The sequence below is a fragment of the Paraferrimonas sedimenticola genome, from assembly GCF_002282855.1.
In the GTDB taxonomy this organism is placed as follows: domain Bacteria; phylum Pseudomonadota; class Gammaproteobacteria; order Enterobacterales; family Shewanellaceae; genus Paraferrimonas; species Paraferrimonas sedimenticola.
In genome coordinates this window covers 296,713-314,967 of record NZ_NRIR01000003.1, presented here as the reverse complement: position 1 = coordinate 314,967, position 18,255 = coordinate 296,713, and the positions used below count along the sequence as shown (strand labels likewise).

18 protein-coding genes and 1 tRNA gene are annotated in these 18,255 nt (G+C 50.1%); 5 read left to right on the top strand and 14 right to left on the bottom strand.

Annotated features, from left to right (window positions below):
- Window positions 1-62: 62 nt before the first annotated feature.
- From CLC93_RS07365 to CLC93_RS07345, 5 genes are all read right to left on the bottom strand, one after another.
- The gene (locus tag CLC93_RS07365) at window positions 63-1,229 is read right to left on the bottom strand and encodes an MFS transporter (protein ID WP_095505324.1); all 1,167 of its coding nucleotides are present in this window, start codon (window positions 1,227-1,229) and stop codon (window positions 63-65) included.
- A gap of 141 nt (window positions 1,230-1,370) precedes the next feature.
- On the bottom strand, window positions 1,371-1,739 hold the full coding sequence (locus CLC93_RS07360) for a DUF5329 family protein (RefSeq protein ID WP_245837114.1): 369 nt from the start codon (window positions 1,737-1,739) through the stop codon (window positions 1,371-1,373).
- Between the two features lie 32 nt (window positions 1,740-1,771).
- A complete protein-coding gene (locus tag CLC93_RS07355; RefSeq protein ID WP_095505323.1) occupies window positions 1,772-2,677 on the bottom strand; it encodes a helix-turn-helix transcriptional regulator in 906 nt (301 codons plus the stop codon).
- Window positions 2,678-2,897: 220 nt separating this feature from the next.
- Window positions 2,898-3,413, bottom strand: a complete 516-nt coding sequence (locus CLC93_RS07350) for a flavodoxin family protein (protein ID WP_169902879.1) — start codon at window positions 3,411-3,413, stop codon at window positions 2,898-2,900.
- A 1-nt stretch (window position 3,414) separates the two neighbouring features.
- Entirely contained in the window at window positions 3,415-3,834 is a 420-nt protein-coding gene (locus tag CLC93_RS07345) for a VOC family protein (RefSeq protein ID WP_095505446.1), read from the bottom strand.
- A gap of 84 nt (window positions 3,835-3,918) precedes the next feature.
- On the opposite strand from CLC93_RS07345, the gene soxR reads away from it, so the two are divergent.
- On the top strand, window positions 3,919-4,374 hold the full coding sequence (gene soxR / locus CLC93_RS07340) for a redox-sensitive transcriptional activator SoxR (protein WP_095505321.1): 456 nt from the start codon (window positions 3,919-3,921) through the stop codon (window positions 4,372-4,374).
- An 80-nt stretch (window positions 4,375-4,454) separates the two neighbouring features.
- Here the strand turns inward: soxR and CLC93_RS07335 are convergent, their stop codons facing one another.
- A complete protein-coding gene (locus CLC93_RS07335) occupies window positions 4,455-5,471 on the bottom strand; it encodes a linear amide C-N hydrolase (RefSeq protein WP_095505320.1) in 1,017 nt (338 codons plus the stop codon).
- A 129-nt stretch (window positions 5,472-5,600) separates the two neighbouring features.
- Between CLC93_RS07335 and CLC93_RS07330 the strand changes: the two genes are divergently transcribed.
- Window positions 5,601-6,479, top strand: coding sequence for a LysR family transcriptional regulator (locus tag CLC93_RS07330; RefSeq protein ID WP_095505319.1), 879 nt, complete (start codon window positions 5,601-5,603; stop codon window positions 6,477-6,479).
- Window positions 6,480-6,790: 311 nt separating this feature from the next.
- On the opposite strand, the gene CLC93_RS07325 is transcribed toward CLC93_RS07330, so the two are convergent.
- The 6 genes from CLC93_RS07325 to astE form a co-directional block, all read right to left on the bottom strand.
- Window positions 6,791-6,878: transfer RNA gene (locus CLC93_RS07325), tRNA-Ser, on the bottom strand.
- 422 nt (window positions 6,879-7,300) lie between these two features.
- Entirely contained in the window at window positions 7,301-8,365 is a 1,065-nt protein-coding gene (gene nadA / locus CLC93_RS07320; RefSeq protein WP_095505445.1) for a quinolinate synthase NadA, read from the bottom strand.
- 147 nt (window positions 8,366-8,512) lie between these two features.
- A complete protein-coding gene (locus CLC93_RS07315; RefSeq protein WP_095505318.1) occupies window positions 8,513-10,057 on the bottom strand; it encodes a dihydrolipoyllysine-residue acetyltransferase in 1,545 nt (514 codons plus the stop codon).
- Window positions 10,058-10,067: 10 nt separating this feature from the next.
- On the bottom strand, window positions 10,068-11,045 hold the full coding sequence (locus CLC93_RS07310) for an alpha-ketoacid dehydrogenase subunit beta (protein WP_095505317.1): 978 nt from the start codon (window positions 11,043-11,045) through the stop codon (window positions 10,068-10,070).
- Window positions 11,046-12,227 (bottom strand): thiamine pyrophosphate-dependent dehydrogenase E1 component subunit alpha, encoded by a 1,182-nt coding sequence (locus tag CLC93_RS07305; protein WP_095505316.1) that lies wholly within the window; start codon window positions 12,225-12,227, stop codon window positions 11,046-11,048. It lies immediately after the preceding gene.
- Between the two features lie 138 nt (window positions 12,228-12,365).
- On the bottom strand, window positions 12,366-13,427 hold the full coding sequence (gene astE, locus CLC93_RS07300; protein WP_169902878.1) for a succinylglutamate desuccinylase: 1,062 nt from the start codon (window positions 13,425-13,427) through the stop codon (window positions 12,366-12,368).
- A gap of 230 nt (window positions 13,428-13,657) precedes the next feature.
- On the opposite strand from astE, the gene msrA reads away from it, so the two are divergent.
- The gene (msrA, locus tag CLC93_RS07295) at window positions 13,658-14,158 is read left to right on the top strand and encodes a peptide-methionine (S)-S-oxide reductase MsrA (protein ID WP_095505314.1); all 501 of its coding nucleotides are present in this window, start codon (window positions 13,658-13,660) and stop codon (window positions 14,156-14,158) included.
- Between the two features lie 37 nt (window positions 14,159-14,195).
- Here msrA and CLC93_RS07290 read toward each other — a convergent pair whose 3' ends face one another.
- Window positions 14,196-14,990 (bottom strand): aminoglycoside 6-adenylyltransferase, encoded by a 795-nt coding sequence (locus CLC93_RS07290; RefSeq protein WP_095505313.1) that lies wholly within the window; start codon window positions 14,988-14,990, stop codon window positions 14,196-14,198.
- Window positions 14,991-15,251: 261 nt separating this feature from the next.
- Between CLC93_RS07290 and CLC93_RS07285 the strand changes: the two genes are divergently transcribed.
- Complete coding sequence (locus tag CLC93_RS07285) at window positions 15,252-15,491, top strand: hypothetical protein (protein WP_095505312.1); 240 nt, start codon at window positions 15,252-15,254, stop codon at window positions 15,489-15,491.
- Window positions 15,492-15,646: 155 nt separating this feature from the next.
- Window positions 15,647-16,537, top strand: coding sequence for a LysR family transcriptional regulator (locus CLC93_RS07280; RefSeq protein WP_095505311.1), 891 nt, complete (start codon window positions 15,647-15,649; stop codon window positions 16,535-16,537).
- Between the two features lie 61 nt (window positions 16,538-16,598).
- Here CLC93_RS07280 and pgm read toward each other — a convergent pair whose 3' ends face one another.
- Window positions 16,599-18,239, bottom strand: a complete 1,641-nt coding sequence (gene pgm / locus CLC93_RS07275) for a phosphoglucomutase (alpha-D-glucose-1,6-bisphosphate-dependent) (protein WP_095505310.1) — start codon at window positions 18,237-18,239, stop codon at window positions 16,599-16,601.
- Window positions 18,240-18,255: the final 16 nt, after the last annotated feature.

Sequence of the window (18,255 nt, the reverse complement as noted above, 5' to 3'; positions counted from 1 at the left end):
TCAAAAAGTGCTAGTGAAAACTTGATACTTCACACTAGCACTAATCCGTCTTACCACAATAACTACTTAGTTAATTGAGTTAACACCGCTGCACCATAAGCGATTCCCATACTGACACAACAAAACTCGATCACAGACTCAAAACCATAAGCATCGATGAGTCCACCGGCGATATAGCTACCAACTGCAAAGCCGCCTGCCATAGCAAACATCAAAATGCCCTGAGTGAGTGCTGGCGATGCCGGACTCAGACGCACCGCAATTGCTGGAATAGCCATATCGAACCAAGAAATCGCCTGCATCAGAATCATGATTAGCAGAATCGGTAAAAAACCTGGCACTTGAGTACCCATCAAGCCATACAAGGCAAGGTTTACCACCAAATACACAGTCATGGCGGTCATCCACGGTTTATAAGGGCCGCTTTTTTGCATCCAACGACCTGCCGGCTCTAACAGCAGAATAGTCACCACGGCTGACATGGCTAGGCCCAAAGCTGAGCTGGTCATCTCAACTTCAAACACTTTTTGGATAATCAGAGGTCCGGTTTCCATCAAGTTTCCAGACATCAACATTGCGAAGAACACAGCGATCAAAAACACCAGGAGTCCAAGTAAACTGGCACTTTCAGGCTTTTCTTCAACGACCTCTGTGGCATCCACCGCTTGGGTTTTAACTGCAGGCGGCGGCGAGATAAGCACAGCCAAGAAACAAAGCAGCACTAATCCCATCAATATCAATAACTGGTAATCCGTACCCAGTCCCAAGGCCGATGCCCCATAGACGAATAATGCTGCAACAATAATCCCGAAGAACTGAGACTGAAACAGCCAAGCAAGTCCTCGGCCTTCTTCCGATTGGTCACTACTTGCAGCGATGACAAACGCAGGGTTTAAGGTCAGTTGGGTCACCGTGCCTGTGCCGATGAGCAAACCTACCACCCAGTACATCCACTGAACATCACCGGCGAAGTACAACACCAACATGGCCGCGAAGTGAGAAAGGATCGCCACTTTTTGAAGCATACGGTGAGCTTCAAATCTATCCGCCAGCCAACCAATCAATGGCGCCACTATGCCAAAGCCGCCAATCAGCGCCATCACTTCCCCGAGCAGCAAGCCACTGCCGGTGCGGTCAATAATTAGAGGGGTGAGTAGGATTGCAATCCCCACCCATTGGACAACGCCAAGGGAGGATTGCGCAAAGTACCAGAGTTTGAAGTTTTTCATCGCTTACGCTCGCCATTAGTTAATCATTGGCGGAACATTAACGATTCAAATCGAAGGCCAGAAGTATGTTACTGGATGCAAAGCCCATATAGGGCAAAAGCTAAAAGCAGCTTAAACACACTTTGCATAGACACTAAGGTGCTAGTTTAATTTTGGACTATCCGTTTGTTCTAAGCGGTAATTCTTCAGTTCTATTAAAAACCAATCCTGACTTTTAACCGTCGGTTGGCCTTCACAATGCACTTGATAATACTTACCTGACATCATGCTTTTAGTGGCAGAGAGCCGAACAAAATCCTCAGCAGTGACGATATCATCGGCAAAATGCTTGTATTTGCGCTGAATGTGCTTAACAGCTTCTGCACCAGTATGCATAGTGCCATTGCGCTCATACTGGCAATCTGTGCTGCGAACATAATCCAGCAAATGCTCGATCTCGGCTTGAGTGTTCGCCTGTACTGAAAACACAGATATAGTTAGCAAAATGCTAGTTAGAAATTGCAACTTCAAAATAGATCCTCGCTTCCAAATGCAGCATGATTTTAGCGGTTTTGTTTAAGGGTTTGCGACGGTGTTTCACCAAAAAATTTACGGTAGTGGGTGATAAAAGCGCTGCTGCTGGCAAACCCAAGTTGGGCGCCAACCTCGGTGACATTGCCTCGACCTTGACGCAGCATCTGCCGCGCTAGATTAAGACGGGCCATCATCAAATAGTAATAAGGGCTGGTCTTTAGAATATCGTCAAAGGCCCGTTGTAAGGTGCGTTGCGTGGTGGCCATAGCATCGCTGAGTTGTTTAGCGGTTAGATACTCGCCATTTGCCTGCGTCTGATTGAGATGCGCCAGCGCCTTTTGCACCAAGGCCAGTCGCCTGTGTTGCTTTAACTGAGCCGACTCCTGCTGCGCTTTTGAAGCCACCTTTTGAACCAAGGCAATAATTTCTCGATACAAAGCGCTGTTAACCTGAGAGCTCTTTAAGTGGCGCATCATGAGTTCAAACAACTCGTAGCTCATGTGCTTAACCGCCAAATGCCCAAGATTAAGCGCATTGCCATCTTCGCCAGTTATACCTGCCTTATGAGCGAGCTCTGGGCTCAAGGTGAGCTCAAGATCAAACTGATGTGGCGTGTTCACATACAAACCATCCCAATGATCTTCACTAAGCATTAAGTGATTGGGTAATTGCTGCCCGTTCCACAACCTGGGCGCACCCTCTTGTTGGTTTGCCCCCAAACTGGGCAACGAAACTCTGTGCAGACCCACGTCGGCTTGCGGTGCCACGCTTAATTGGTGACTGCTTTGCTCAAGAGAGACAACTAAGTCGTCAAACTCGAGCACTCTCAAATCGATCTGCAATTGACCGGGTTGCAGCTGAAGCACCTCCCCTTGACCGCAGAGTTCAGCGTAATCAGAGATGTCGTCAAAGCGTTCGCGAAAATACTTTGCCACGGTTATTACTCCAAACAGGGCTCAAAGGATTGCCTTGAGCGCTCTCTCTTAAACCGTCGCCTAGTAGAAAACCAGCCTTGCCTATCCAGCGACTGCCAATCGAGGGCCAAAGGCACAACATCGCTTTGCAGTGCCTCCGGCAAACAAAAGCCTCCACCAACTAGGGCGTATTTGTAGAAATGCTGATAGGTGAAATTTTCCATCCCTTAAGTGTATCAGCTCAACCTTGTTTAGCCGCTGACTGGAATTGATAGGCAAATTCATCCAATGCAAGCGTGTGCTGGCTGAGCGTTTCAGACTGTCCAAAACTGGCATAGCTCATACCGAGATAGTTCATACCCAAGTATTTGAACGTTAACTCAAACATCTGCTCGAAACATTCAGGCGGCGTACTGTCATTGCCACTGGCCAACAAGCCCGCCGACTTCCCTCGCAACTGCCTGCCCTTACCTTTTTCAAAATCCAGTAAATCGGAAATTCGATCCAAAAACACCTTCATCTGTGCACTGGCTGAATACCAATACATGGGCGATGCCAACACTAGGTTGTCGTATTCCAATAACTGCTCGGCAAGCGAACCAAAGTCGTCCTGATAGCGATTGTCATAGTTAAAAGGTTCGATGCGGTATTGGTTGAGATCATACACATCGGCATTAACTCGCCGGCTAACATAGTCCACCAGTTTGGCGGTATTACCGTTGGAGCGACTCGAACCGAGAATAATGGCGGTCTTCATACTAATCGTCCAAATTTCGTTGAGCAGGAATATCCGAAGCGTATTCAACAAACTCCACTTCATAGCCACTTGGGTCGATGAAATAGCAATTTTTGCGATACTCCGCCTGATAGCCGCCTTTATCTCGTTCAAACCCCGCGGTAGCCAAACGCGTTACCACAGCATCCAAATTGTCTACCACAAAGGCAAAGTGAGCGAGCCCCATGTCGTGGCTGGCGAGGTTGCGATTCTCACCTTGGCCGTTGTCGTTAAACGTTAGGTATTGATAATCATCGCCAAAGTGAAGCCAGTGACGATAGGTGCCATACCAATCGCCTTCTCCCTTAGAGCGAATGCGCCAGTGAGGAAACGCTGCCTGGTAAAAGCGAAGCGTATCGACCATATCGCGAACCACTAAGTTTAAATGCTCGAGTTTTATCATCTTGTTTTCCTTCATTGTTTTCTTTTGACCTCAAGCATGCTAAAACCCCAAGTTAACTTGAGGTAAAGTGCTTTTTGGAAAAAAATGTCAAACGAAGCAAATTGGTCGGTGGGCCGAGTCGCTCAACGCTGTGGTATCAAGGTGTCTACTCTGCACTTTTACGAACAGAAAGGCTTGATTCGCAGTTGGCGTAATCAAGGCAACCAAAGGCGCTACAAGCCCGATGTGATGCGCCGAATATCCGTAATCAAAGCAGCACAAAAACTCGGCGTGACTTTAGAAGAAATCAAATCAGCACTGGCACAACTGCCCGACAACCGCACGCCGACAGTAGATGATTGGCAGGCGCTTAGCGCCCAGTGGCACGCCATGCTCAACCAAAGGATCGCCAAACTCGAGGCATTACGAGATTCGCTAGATTCTTGTATCGGTTGTGGTTGTTTGTCTCTTTCTCGATGCCCGCTGTACAATCCCGACGACGAACTAGCCGAAAAAGGCCCGGGGCCTGTGTTACTAGACGCTAGCCCAACTGATAACTAACAACAAGAAGTAATAGCCATGGAAGCGCAAAGCCTCACCGAAAAGGTGAGGCTCTGAGCTCTAACGAATGTCTTTCTAACTTACTTAAAAACGTAGTTGCTGTAGCTATCTGCAGTGCGGAAGATACCTTCTGACTTGAAGCTAACCTTACCGAAATCGATGCTATCTACGTCAATCTTGCGTACATCCATGTTGTCATAAGTGCGGAAGTAGTAGTCTTTGTTGGCGATATCCACAACGTTCGAGTAAGAAGTGAACTGCGGAGTTTCTGCTGCAGCGAAGCGCCAGTACAAAGAACCCTGAGGAATGTCTACCGCGTTGATCATTGTCCAGGCGCGGTTAACCGCATCGTAGTCAGACTTCACTAAGCCCAAGTCTTGGGTGTAGTTGAAAGCGACCATTTTTTGGAAGCGTCCTACCGGTGAATAGTCAAACGCTGCGAACTTTCCTTCAGAGAACTTAATTTGAGCGTCATCATAACCAGTGCCATCGAGTAACATCATCGCTAGTTCAGTCTGCTGGTCGTAGGTTGGGTCGTTAGTAAGGACGCCCAAAGTGTTCTTGGTGATAACTGGGAAGCCAGAACCGTCTACATACTCAACTACAATCGCTTTTTTACCATCGTTGAAGGCGTAGTGCATACCCAAGTGCAGACCGTCTACCACGTCATAAGCAGCAACAGATACTTTGGTTTTCTTCAAAAGTGCGATGGCTTCTTCTACGTTTTTGGCGTTCGCTAGTACGAAGCGTACAACATCACCAGAACGGATTTTGCCTTCGCCTTCGCCAGCGAAAGACGCTTGGGCCAGCGCAAGCGCTTCACCGCTTAGGCCGTGCTCGTTAAGCGCAGAGCTAAATAGCTCTTCGCCGTGCTGGATACCCACAAAACCGTACTTGGTTTTACTTTCGCTGAACTTGTGGTTACGAGGAACAACAGCGATTTGTGCATTTAGCTCGCCAGGCCATTCCATGGTACGGCCAACAAAGGTATTGCCGTTTTCGGCAGTGAAGTTGAAGTTTGTGCAGGCTTCAGCAGTAGTTGCTAGACCTGCGGTTACGCTAGCGGCTAGAGCAATAGATAGAATCGACTTTTTCATAATGACCTCGTTTACAGAGAAGATGCCAAATGCATTGCTGTGTTTTGATGGGTCTATTATGAATGGTCTTTTAAATTCCAATAACTCGTATAAAATGGATTTTATCCTGCTATAAAGAAGCGCATTCAAATGAATTTTTCTTTGGACCAATTACTGGCTTTTGTCACTTCGGTTGAAAAAGGCAGCTACAAGCAAGCGGCCATTGCCTTAGGTAAACACGCCACTACCGTCAGTCAGCAAGTAGCCGCACTCGAAATCGACAGTAACCTGCTGTTGTTTGAGCGCAAGGTTAGAAAGTTGGAGTTAACCCAACAGGGCGCTGAGCTCTATCAATACGCCAAGCCTGTGTTGGTTGAAGCAGGTCAACTAGCAATGAAAGTTGAAGCGCTCAGCGCACAAGAGCCTGGCGAGTTAAAACTGGCGTTTGGCTCAACCATACGAGACCGCCAACTGGTTCGATGCGCGAAAGAAGTACTCAAGCGCTATCCCACCATAGACCTCTCCATTCGCAGTGGCGACCCGTTGCAGATCCTCGAGTGGGTAGCTGACGATCAGGTTCACCTAGGCATTATCACCACTCTATTTGGTAACTATCCCGGAATCGACTCGGTGCAAATGTACAATTTTGAGTTGGCTTATATCGGTCCTCCCGACTGGGTAAAGCCAGATCAAAAAGTCGACCCAGCAATGCTGCGAGCCCTACCGCAAATCGTTTATCGCTATGTACTGCAATCGCCACAGATGCAAGGCCACATGCAATCCAACCACAGCATCGAGGTCCAAAGCCTCGAGGACTTAGTGGACATGGTGTCTTTGGGATTAGGTTGGGCGATTGTACCGGCCTATCGCGTGGTGGATGCACTTGAGCAACAGGATGTCGTGGCTTTTCAGATCCAAGGTGCAAATACGGTGAATTGGTTTTGCGAAGCTGTGTTTAAGTCGGGTCAGCAACTGAATCCGGCGGCACAAGCCTTCATGGAGCAAGTGCAAAAGTTACCTGATAGATAAGCCGCTCGACCCTTTGGGCGCATGCGGCGATTCAAAAATCCATCCCTGGTTTTTTGTCGAACCTCTTCTCGAGTTCGAACCCCCTAAATCACAATAAAACAAAAGGCCCGTCCTATCGGACGGGCCTTTTGTTTTATATGGCGGTGACGGAGGGATTATTTGATGACCTCCTGTCATCAACCCTGCGGGCGCCTGCAGCGATTCAAAAATCCATCCATGGCTTTTTGTCGACTCTCTTCTCGAGTTCGAACCCCCTAAATCACAACAAAACAAAAAGGCTCGTCCTTGCGGACGAGCCTTTTTGTTTTGTATGGCGGTGACGGAGAGATTCGAACTCTCGATACGTTGCCGTATACACACTTTCCAGGCGTGCTCCTTCAGCCACTCGGACACGTCACCATTTTGTTGTTGCCATTGGCAACGGAGCGCTACTTTACGCAAAAGGCCAAAGTGGGTCAAGCAAAAAACCGGTTTCTGGGGCTGAGTGGGCATTTGCTGAACAGATAACATTTGGTGTTCAAAATTACTTACCTTTGAGTCATCAGCTTGCAACAAAAACACTTTCACAATCACCCCATAAAAGGTAAGCTTTTGATAGTCCAAACCTAAAGGCGGATAGCCAAAAACAATAAATTGGATTGTCTATCATCGTTTGCTGCACGGATGGTGATAGTCTCGAACCGGTTTTACTGTCGCCTTGAGTAACAACAAGCCCAGTGAATCCATTTTTAAAGCGACCCTAGGGTCGCTTTTTTGTTTTCTGTGCCCCCTAAAACGCAAAAAAGCCAGCATTCGCTGGCTTTTCAGTTACCTATACGTGCTTAGGCGTTTCCTTTCACCTGCATACGTAGCTCGGCGGCGAAGTCCAACATGCGACGGAGTGGCACCATTGACTTTTCAGCCAGCGCTTCATCGACAAAGACTTCGTGATCGCTCTTGTCTTCATCAGAGAGCGCGCCTTCAATGGCCTTAAGACCATTCATCGCCATCCAAGGACAGTGGGCACAACTCTTACAAGTGGCACCGTTACCGCCGGTTGGCGCTTCAATGAAGGTTTTGTTTGGCTCAAGTTGCTGCATCTTGTAGAAGATGCCTTTGTCGGTGGCAACGATGAAGGTGTCGTTCTTCATGTCGCGCGCCGCTTGAATCAGCTGGCTGGTTGAGCCAACCGCATCGGCCAAATCCACCACGTTAGCTGGTGATTCAGGGTGAACCAAAACCGCCGCGTCCGGGTACTGATTCTTAAGCTCACGCATGGCCTTGGCCTTAAACTCGTCGTGAACGATACAAGCGCCCTGCCACATCAACATCTCTGCACCGGTTCTGTCAGCAATGTAGCTGCCTAGATGACGATCGGGACCCCAAATAATTTTCTTACCTTCAGCATCTAGATGCTCAACAATCTCAAGTGCAATGCTTGAGGTCACCACCCAATCGGCACGGGCTTTAACTGCGGCCGAGGTGTTGGCATACACCACTACCGTGTGGTCCGGGTGTGCATCGCAAAACTCGCTGAATTCTTTTTCAGGACAGCCCAAGTCCAGTGAACAAGTGGCTTCTAGCGTCGGCATCAGTACGGTTTTCTCTGGGCTTAAAATCTTAGCGGTTTCGCCCATAAAGCGAACCCCAGCAATGATCAAAGTATCCGCTGGATGCTCTGCGCCAAAGCGCGCCATCTCCAGCGAATCCGCCACACAGCCGCCGGTTTCTTCGGCCAATGCTTGGATTTCAGGATCGGTATAGTAGTGCGCCACTAGCACCGCATTGTGCTGTTTTAACAGGTCTTTAATGCGCTGCTTGTATTCTTGTTGTTGTTGCTCGCTCAATGGCTGAGGCTTAGGTGGAAACGGGTAATCCATTTCCACTACGTCCATAATCTGGCTCATGGTCAGTACTGCTCCGGGCATATCGTCCGAGTATTATACTCTGTGCCTACGCAGCTTGTCAGCACGCGGTTCAATGGGCTGACCATTGGGCATAAAAAAACGCATCGTTTTTTTCGAAACGATGCGTTTTTAAGACTCAGAAATGGGTTAGCGCATGCTCATAATCAGAGTTTGCGGCTTCTCCAAGAAGGACTTCCACAGATTATTAAAGCGAGCAATGGTTGCCCCATCAATCACGCGGTGATCGCCCGACCAGCTCACCTGCATGATATCGCGAGCTTCAACCCCACCTTTGTCATCAAAGCGCGGTAAGCGCTGTGTGCGGCCCAAGGCCACAATCGCCACTTCTGGCTTGTTGATGATAGGCGTAGCCACAGTGCCGCCAATCGCGCCAATGTTGCTGATAGAGATGCTGCCGCCGCTCATGTCCGCAGGAGACAGACGACCGGCGCGAGCTTTGCTGATGATCTCGGTAAGATCTTCGGCAATTTCCAGAATACTCTTGTTTTGGCACTGTTTGATATTCGGTACCAACAAGCCCATCGGCGAGTCCACCGCCAAACCAATGTTGTGATCTTCAACATAGGTAATCTCGGTACAATCGTCGTTTACACGGGCGTTAAGCACAGGGAACTCTTTCAGCGCCAAACTCAGGGCTTTAATGAAGAATGGCATCATGCTGAGCTTTAGGGTCTCAGTTTGATACACGGCTTTCATCTCGCCACGTAGTTTCACCAATTCGGTTAAGTCCATCTCTTCACAGTAAGTGAAGTGAGGAATGCTGGAAACCGATTCAGTCATCGCCTTGGCCATTGCCGCTTTCACACCGCGAATGGCTTCAACTCGATCGCCCTCGCCGGCAACCACAGGTGCAGACTTCGCTGCGCTTGGCGCAGGTGCTGCAGCCGCTGGCTGAGACTGCTGTGCCAAATAGGCGAGAATGTCTTCTTTGTAGACTCGGCCTTTGTCACCAGAGCCAGCCACCATAGCAATGTCCACCCCTTCGGCGCGGGCCAAGCGGCGAACCGCAGGGCTTGCTAGCGCTTTACCTGGACGCAATGTCTTAGGTTGTGGAGTTTGTTCGGTCACTTCTACCGAGGCGCTCGGTGCAGGCGCTGTTGCTACTGCTGGAGCATCGCCGCTGGCGGCAATCTCAATGGCGAACAAAGGATGATGTACCTTGGCCACCTGACCTTTCTCGCAGTAATGCTTAACGATAACGCCATCGGCAATCGCTGGAATCTGCACCATGGCTTTGTCGGTCATTACTTCAGCCACCGGCTGGTCTTCCACGACAGCTTCGCCTTCGGCGGCTAGCCATTCGATAAGCTCACACTCAACGATGCCCTCGCCAATGTCAGGTAGCAAGAAGTCTTTCACTTCGGTGGCCGCCGCTTGGGTTGGCACTTCAGTACGAGCTTCTTGCTCGACAGGTTCGCTAACGGCTTCTTCGCCTTCTTGTTCGATTTGGAACAGCGGCTCGTGAACCTTGGCAATATCACCCTTATCGTAATACAACTTGGTAATGACACCAGCGTCTGGGCTTGGAATTTGCACTAGTGCCTTGTCGGTCATCACATCCGCAATCGGCTGATCTTCCTCGACACGATCGCCTTCGGCCACCAGCCATTCCATCAGTTCACACTCAACGATGCCTTCGCCGATATCCGGTAAAATAAAATCTTTAGCCATTCGAGTGCCCTTAGAAGTTCACAGAGGCAACAATCGCCTCGAAAATCTTGTATTCGTCCGCCATGTACTCTTTTTCGTGAATTAGCGGGTATGGAGTATCCATGCCGCAAACACGGGCAATTGGAGACTCGAGATACAAGAAACACTCTTGCTGAATACGCGCGGCAATCTCGCCAGCAAAGCCACCGGTTAGTGGGGCTTCGTGAGACACCAGCAAGCGGCCAGTTTTCTTCACTGACTCAGCAACCGTTGGCACGTCCCATGGCGACAAGGTACGCAAGTCAACCACTTCGCAGCTAATGCCCTGCTCTTTGGCCATATCAGCGGCTTTTTGGATGATCTCCATCTGCGCGCCCCAACCCAACAAAGTGATGTCCGAGCCGGTTTGAACCACTTCGGCTTTGCCAAGCTCAATGGTGTAATCGCCCTCTGGCACTTCGCCCACCGAGGCGCGATACAAGCGCTTTGGCTCCATGAACAACACAGGGTTGTCATCGCGAATCGACGCCAACAGCAGACCTTTGGCTTGGTATGGGTCGCGCGGGATTACCACTTTGATGCCGGGAGTCTGGGTAAAGTAGGCTTCTGGTGATTGGCTGTGGTAGTGACCACCAGCAATACCGCCGCCGTACGGGGTACGAATGGTCAAACCGCCAACGTTGAACTCGTTGCCGCTGCGATAGCGGAACTTGGCCGACTCATTCACGATTTGGTCAAACGCCGGGAAGATATAATCGGCGAACTGAATCTCGGCAATCGGGGTAAAACCGTTCGATGCCAGACCGTTGGCAAAGCCCAAAATGCCCTGCTCGGTCAGCGGCGTATTAAAACAGCGGTCCTTGCCAAAGGCTTCTTGCAAGCCTGAGGTTGCGCGGAAAACACCACCAAAGTGGCCTACGTCTTCACCAAAAACCAAAGCGGTTTCGTCTTGTTCCATAGCGATAACCAGCGCTTGGTTGATCGCCTGTAGCATGTTCATCTGAGCCACTTAGCTAACTCCTTTCGCCGTTTTTGGATAGTGCTGCGGATACTTCTTGATATGCGCTTTCAGTTCTTGCAGTTGTAGCTGCAAGTCCGGCGTTGGTGAGTCGTATACGTCTTCAATGATCTCTTCGAGATCCGGCGCAGGCACTTTCTCAGAAACTTTTAGTTGAGCCAGTACTTCTTCGCGGTACTTGTCATACATGGCTTCCGACTCTTCTTCGGTGATCCAGCCCTTGTTGAGCAACCACAGCTTAAAGCGCGCCACAGGGTCGTGCTCACGCCACTTGGCTTCTTCTTCCTTGGAACGGTAACCCGATGGGTCATCCGAGGTAGAGTGAGCGCCCAAGCGATAGCTCATGGCTTCAATCAACACCGGCTGGTTGTTCTCAACCGCAAAAGCACGGGCCTGTTGGGTGGCTGCTAGCACGGCCAGCATATCGTTGCCGTCGACGCGAATGGTGCGAATGCCGTAACCCACACCGCGTGAGGCAATGCCGTCACCGGCGAACTGCTCTTCGGTTGGCGTAGAAATCGCATAGCCATTGTTACGGCAGAAGAAAATGGCAGGTACTTTCAGTACTGCAGCCATATTCAGACCGGCGTGGAAGTCACCTTCTGATGCGGCACCTTCGCCGAAGTAACAAATGGTGGCCAGCTCTGATTTCGCCATCTTCTGGCTGTAAGCCACACCCGTGGCTTGTGGGATCTGAGTACCCAGTGGGCTAGAGATGGTTTGATAATGCAGTTCAGCACTACCGTAATGAATGGGCATCTGACGGCCTTTGCCTAGGTCTTTAGCGTTTGAGAACAGCTGGTTCATAAACTGCTCGGTGCTAAAGCCGCGATAGCGAATCGCCGCGTGCTCACGATATTGGGCTAGAATGACGTCTTTGTCGTCAAGGGCTGCGGCACTGCCAATTACCGCGGCTTCTTCGCCGATACACGTCATGTAAAAGCTCACTCGTCCCTGGCGCTGAGCGGCAATCATGCGCTCATCCAAGACGCGAACGTACACGCAAGTATCGTAAATCTTGCGTGCCAACTCTTGATCAATGTTAGGCAATACAGCGTCGTCGTAGACGGTGCCGTCTGCCTGCAGAACTTTCAGTTGAGGGATGCTTAGGGCGTCCTTCTCAATAAAGCTCACGCGATGTACCACCGGCGAGCTACCGTTATTCAGGCTCATACTTATCTCTTTTATTTTTCCTGTATTCCACCAAGGGACTTAGGGTAACTGTGGTTCCACCTGTGGGCAAACCAGCGCTAACTCCCTCGGCGCAAATGTACGTCGCTAAGTGTAACGTACAGTTTACAATCGTCTGTTTTAATCGGTCAGGCGTTCGCTAATATCTGCCGCCACCACGGTCAACAAGGCGCGCTGCCCCACGGGCACTTTGGCGTTAGGGAAAACGATGCGCTCTTCCTTGGCCAACACAGGGACGGCTTGTCCGTTTTCAAAGGCCAACGGTTCGCCTTGAGCGTAGGCGCTAAAGTTGGCGGTGTCATCGTCAAAGGCCAAACGAAAGTCCTCATGGCCCTTATTGATAACCTGATGAATCTGATACAGATTCATGCCCTTCCACGCATCGGCTTGCCACTCGATATCACTTTGGCTCACCAAAGCGGTTAAGGTTTCACGAGCCATCGCGAATTGACTGTGGTCGTTCTCGCCAAAGGGACGTACCTTACCCAACTCCACCGTAAAAGCATCCGCCTCAAATTGATGGGATGAGTAATAGCTGTAAGTGGTGGTTGGCTGTTCGCTAAGTAATATGGTGTCGACACCGCAGTCGTTCAAAAACGCCAATTGGCTGCGACGGTATGGCCGCCCGTGACGGAATGGATAAATCGCAAATCTAGGGTGGGCAGAGTCGCGAATGGCAGTATGCAAGTCGTAGTGACAGCGCTGACGCTCGCCGCTTTCCCACTCAAAGGGCATAGCTTCAAAAAAGTCACGGGTCGCCAGTTCTAGCTCTCGAGCGCGCTCGGCTTCTTTGTGGGTTTTACCTTTATGAGCACCGCTAAATAGACGGTTAAGATTCTCTTCAACAAAACGCTCGCCAATAAGCATGGCGTCTAGGTTAGCAAACTGTACCTGTAGCCTGTGCTGGCATTCGAGCGTGCCCGCAAGAATCTGATTGACCAGATCGTTGCAAATCTCGATCGGTGCGGTTTCGTTGCCGTGAACGCCACAAGACAAAACTATGTCTTTGGCACTGGCCTGGGTTGGGCGGAACTCAATGATCCCTATGCCCACCAATTTAACCTCAAGCTTTGGGTTTAGCGCTTGCCAGCCCTTAGCCATTTCGGTTTTTGATTCTGAATAATCTTTGGATTTGGCTTGCTTGAGGGTCCAGCCTAAAAAATCCAGATCACGTGATAACAACTTATAACCCCCTGTTTTTATTATGGGTTGGAGTCGATGTCGCCAAACGCTCAATCTCCTTCTGCGCTTGCTTTCGCCACGGGCGACCGCGCTCATTTTACAAAAATTCCTCAAAAAGGCGATCTAAGGGTTGCAATTATTTCCACTCTAAGGCAATAATCCATCCAGACGTTTGGACGTCTAAACATCTAGAAAGATAAAAAAGATAGCGTAAAAGGTTAGGAGTTGTCATGAGTTCAGTATTTGCAAAAGCCACATTTGGTGCCGGGTGTTTCTGGGGAGTCGAGCACTTCTTCAGAGAGATTAATGGTGTTAAAGACGCGGTATGCGGATACATGGGCGGTGAGCTCGAAAACCCAAGCTACCCAGAGGTGAAAACCGGTAACACCGGCCATGCGGAAGTGGTTGAAGTGACCTATGACCCGGCTCAAGTGAGTTACCGCGAGTTGGTGCACGCCTTTTTTGCCAACCACAACCCGACCACCTTAAACCGCCAGGGCGAAGACGAAGGTAGCCAATATCGCAGCGCCATCTTCTTTCAAAGCAGCGACGAGCAATCAGTCGCCACTGAAGTTAAACAGGCGCTGCAAGAATCCGGCAAATGGGGACAAAAGCCGATAGTTACTGAAATCAGTGAAGCGTCGGAGTTTTATGAAGCCGAGGAGTACCACCAAAGCTATCTGGCCAAGAACGAACTACCCTCTTGCCACATCAGTTTTGGAGATTTCTAACTAGAGTTGAACGGCGCCAATTGGCGCCATTTTCATACTATCTTTCTAATTCTTGGTAAAAGTATTCCAAGCACAACTGCTGAGCTTTCGGGTTGAGGATTAATTCGCTCTCGTCTCTAATCGACAAATACACATCTATCGCTGCCTTAAAGGCTCGCACTAGGCTGTCGCGCTCTAAAGTCGCAACTGTATCTTCCAGCGACCGAGCAAACTCAGGTAACCGCTGTTGAATGGTCCGCACGCCAGAGGGAGTCAAACCGGCCTGCTGAAGCGCCAATGGCGACAACACCTGCTGACGCAGGAAAGATAAGAACTCTAGCGCTTCGAATGCCTCTCCCCTAGCAATCTTGGTGGCACCATAATGCACCCAGATCCAAAACCTATCTTCAATCCACTGAGGATCCGGTTGAGGGTAGTGATAATCAGAGTCAGCGTATGCGTCAGACAAACGATTATCTCGCTGCCATAGTACTTGCGTATCATCCACGCGCTGGGCGGCATCGCTAATCGCTACAAACTTAAAGTCCACGTGAATCACGTTCGGCTCAAAGATACTGACGATTAATCTTGGCTCGCCAACGTGCTCCCCGGTGAAACCTGAAACGTAGCCAGGAATTTGTTTTAGCAGTTCAAACCGTTGTGCCATCACACTATCAAATGTGTCATTTTCTACCGCAATCACTAAATCCAGATCGCTGTAGTTATCCATGCTGTTGCTAGCATAAGAGCCACTAGCGCCAATACCGATGACACGAGCATCTTGGCTAAAGAAAGAGAGAATATCTTGAAGGACGCTTTGGTGCGTTTTTGGAAGAGAGCTTGGAAATCTCATGTTAGGTTTTGCCTTTTTCAGATGAGAGCTGCAATACAGCTAGTGCGGCAAAAAACGCGCAGCATTGCAGCATAGCCAAGGCTCTATCTCGGTTCAACGAACGGTGTCACAGATTGCTAATCGCTTGGTTAATAGTCTCGTACGTTTCCTAACCAAATTCTATCTATCTGCTTTAGTTATCGCAGCTAACTTGAATCAATCTCAGAAAGACTTAGAATTCTCGCTCCAATTTGATCAACCAAGTTGAAGGGCATCAAAACTATGCGAAAACTACTCGTTGTGATCCTCAGCGTAGGCGCGATGCTATCAGGTGTAAACGCGGCTAACGCCAATGAGACTAACAGCTTGCAAGCCTCAGCGGAGCGCCCCGCCAAGGTTTCCATGTTTTCCAATTCGGTAAAACAAAAGTTGTATAAGTTCTCTCGTGAGAGAGCTAACAACAACACCTTTGCCAAATGCGCGAAGCCGTCATCCCCAGACGACAAGCCTTCTCGCACTTAGGCGACTCAATCACCCGCTTGCGAACTACCCCGCAAGCGGGTGTTTTCTTTTCCAACCCGACAAAATTCATCATCCAGATTTCTACTTGCAGCTTTGCCGTCTGCTAACGACACTAGAAGCAGTCCTTTGATGTCCAACAAGGAAACAATGAGCGCTTGGAAAACGTCAATTTTAATCAACTTAATGCCTTTGTCACTGTGGCCAAGACTGGGTCATTTTCAGCGGCTGGCCGCCAGTTGGGCAAAGCTCAATCGGCAATCAGTAACTTGGTGATGAACTTAGAGATAGACTTAAACGTCTCTCTATTTAACCGTACCAGTCGTTCAGTAGAGCTCACCCCAATTGGCGAGGTGCTATTAGAGGAGGCCGAGTTCATTTTGCGCCGTTGCGAGGCTTTTGTATTAATTGCCAAAGCCCATAATCGCCAGCAAGAAACACAGCTGCGCATGGCGGTTACCGACGTTGTTGATTACGGCGAGCAGTACAACGACTTCGCAGTTTATCAGGAGTTGCTCAAAAAATTTCCCGAGTTGAAGCTATCCATATACGAGGACAGTAGCCATGATGCCCTATCCGGTTTGGAAAACGATATCTACGACTGCGCCTTGATAGGACATACCGCCAAAGACATCGACCGCTACCACTACCTCTCACTACCCACAGTCCCACAACACATTTGCTGTGCCAAGGAACATCCTCTTGCTAAGTTGCCCGTTGTCACCGCTAGTGACTTGGCCAAGTATCGTGAAGTGGTCATTGACGCCGCTGACGCTAGCCTGCGCAAACCAGGGCGCTTATCCACCAATGCGCTGTCGGTGAACTCAATCACTAACGCCATCTGGTTTGCCAGCAATGGCGTTGGTTGGGTGAGATTGAATCATGGGGCTTTGCAAAAGCGAGCGGCAGTAGACAAGCTGATTCACTTGCCGGTGGATCACAGCGTTAGCGAAACCCAACTGGGTCAATGCATGGTGTGGCGTAAAGACAAGGTGATAGGCCCAGTATTACAAGAGCTCATTCGCTTGGTAAAACTCAATTACTCTTAAGCCAATCTAACCATAAAAAAGGGACCCGCCCGGGTCCCTATGATGTATCAAAGCTTTTCGCTCAGCCTTTAATGGCCTCTGCCAAAATCTTCTCGGCATCAGCAATGACTTCGGCCAAGTGCGCTTCACTGACAAAACTCTCGGCGTATAGCTTGTAAAGTGGTTCTGTGCCGGAAGGACGCGCGGCAAACCAGGCGTTTTGAGTACAGACTTTGACACCGCCAATTGCCGCACCATTGCCCGGCGCTTCGGTCATTACCGCCGAGATAGGCTCACCGGCCAGTTCACTAGCCTTGATGTCTTGCGCTTGCATCGCTAACAAGGCTTTTTTGGCTTTTGGTTTAATCGGCGCGTCGTTGCGCTGATAAAAGGCACGACCGTGCTTGCGCTCAAGTTCGCGATAGCGCTGCGCCGGCGTTTGTCCGGTGACCGCTAAGATTTCTGCGGCGAGCAAACCAAGCACAATACCGTCTTTGTCGGTACACCAAGTGTCGCCTTGGCGAGTCAGCAAGCAGGCTCCGGCGCTCTCTTCGCCACAAAAACCAACCGTGCCTTGGCTTAAGCCTTCAACGAACCACTTAAAGCCTACTGGAGTCTCGGTTAGCTCCAAGCCGTGGTAAGCGCAAACGCGGTCTATCATGGCGCTGGAGACTAGGGTTTTGCCAATGGCAATCTCGCGACCCCAGTGTGGGCGGTGATCCGCTAAATAGTCGATACAAACCGCCAAGAAGTGGTTTGGATTCATCAAACCATCGCCCTGACACACGATGCCGTGGCGATCGAAGTCTGGGTCATTGCCAATGGCAATGTCGTATTCTTGAGTTTGGTTGAGCAAACTGGCCATGGCATACGGCGATGAGCAGTCCATGCGCACCTTGCCGTCTTTATCCAGGCTCATAAAGCCAAATTGAGGGTCAACTTGAGTGTTGACCGTGGTTAGCTGTAGGCCAAAGCGCTCAGCAATTTCATCCCAATAGGCCACCCCAGAGCCACCTAGTGGGTCGGCGATTAAACGCACGCCAGCTTTGGCAATGGCTTTCAAGTCAATCACCTGCTCAAGCGCGGCGATGTACTGCCCCTGCAAGTCTTGCTCGACGATTAAGCCGCTGGCGTGTGCCAGTTGACTATTACTGCGCTTTACGCCCTGCAGACCCGCGGCAATGTATGCATTGGCATCAGTTTCGATTTGCTTGGTAATGTCGGTATCGGCCGGCCCACCGTGCGGCGGGTTGTACTTAATGCCACCGTCTGCAGGCGGGTTGTGTGACGGCGTAATAATAAGCCCATCCGCTTGCGCCTGATTGGCTCGGTTGTGTGCCACAATCGCCTGAGAGACCACAGGGGTCGGGGTATAGCCATTGTGCGCTTGTACTATGACTTCAAGCTGGTTGGCGGTTAACACCTGCAACACGCTTTGATACGCAGGACGCGATAAGGCGTGGGTATCAATACCGACGTACATGGGCCCCGTTATCCCAGCCTTCTGACGATAATCCACCACCGCCTGAGCAATCGCCAAAATGTGGCACTCGTTAAAGCTCAGCTTACTGGCGGAACCCCGGTGGCCTGAGGTACCAAAGCTGACTGCTTGGCCCGGCTTGTCCGGATGGGGGATTAACTGAAAATAGTCGCTGATCAGACCGACAACGTCGATAAGGTCATTCGGCTGCGCTGGCTGGCCAGCGCGGGCATGTAGAGGCATTTAAGCGTCCTTCATC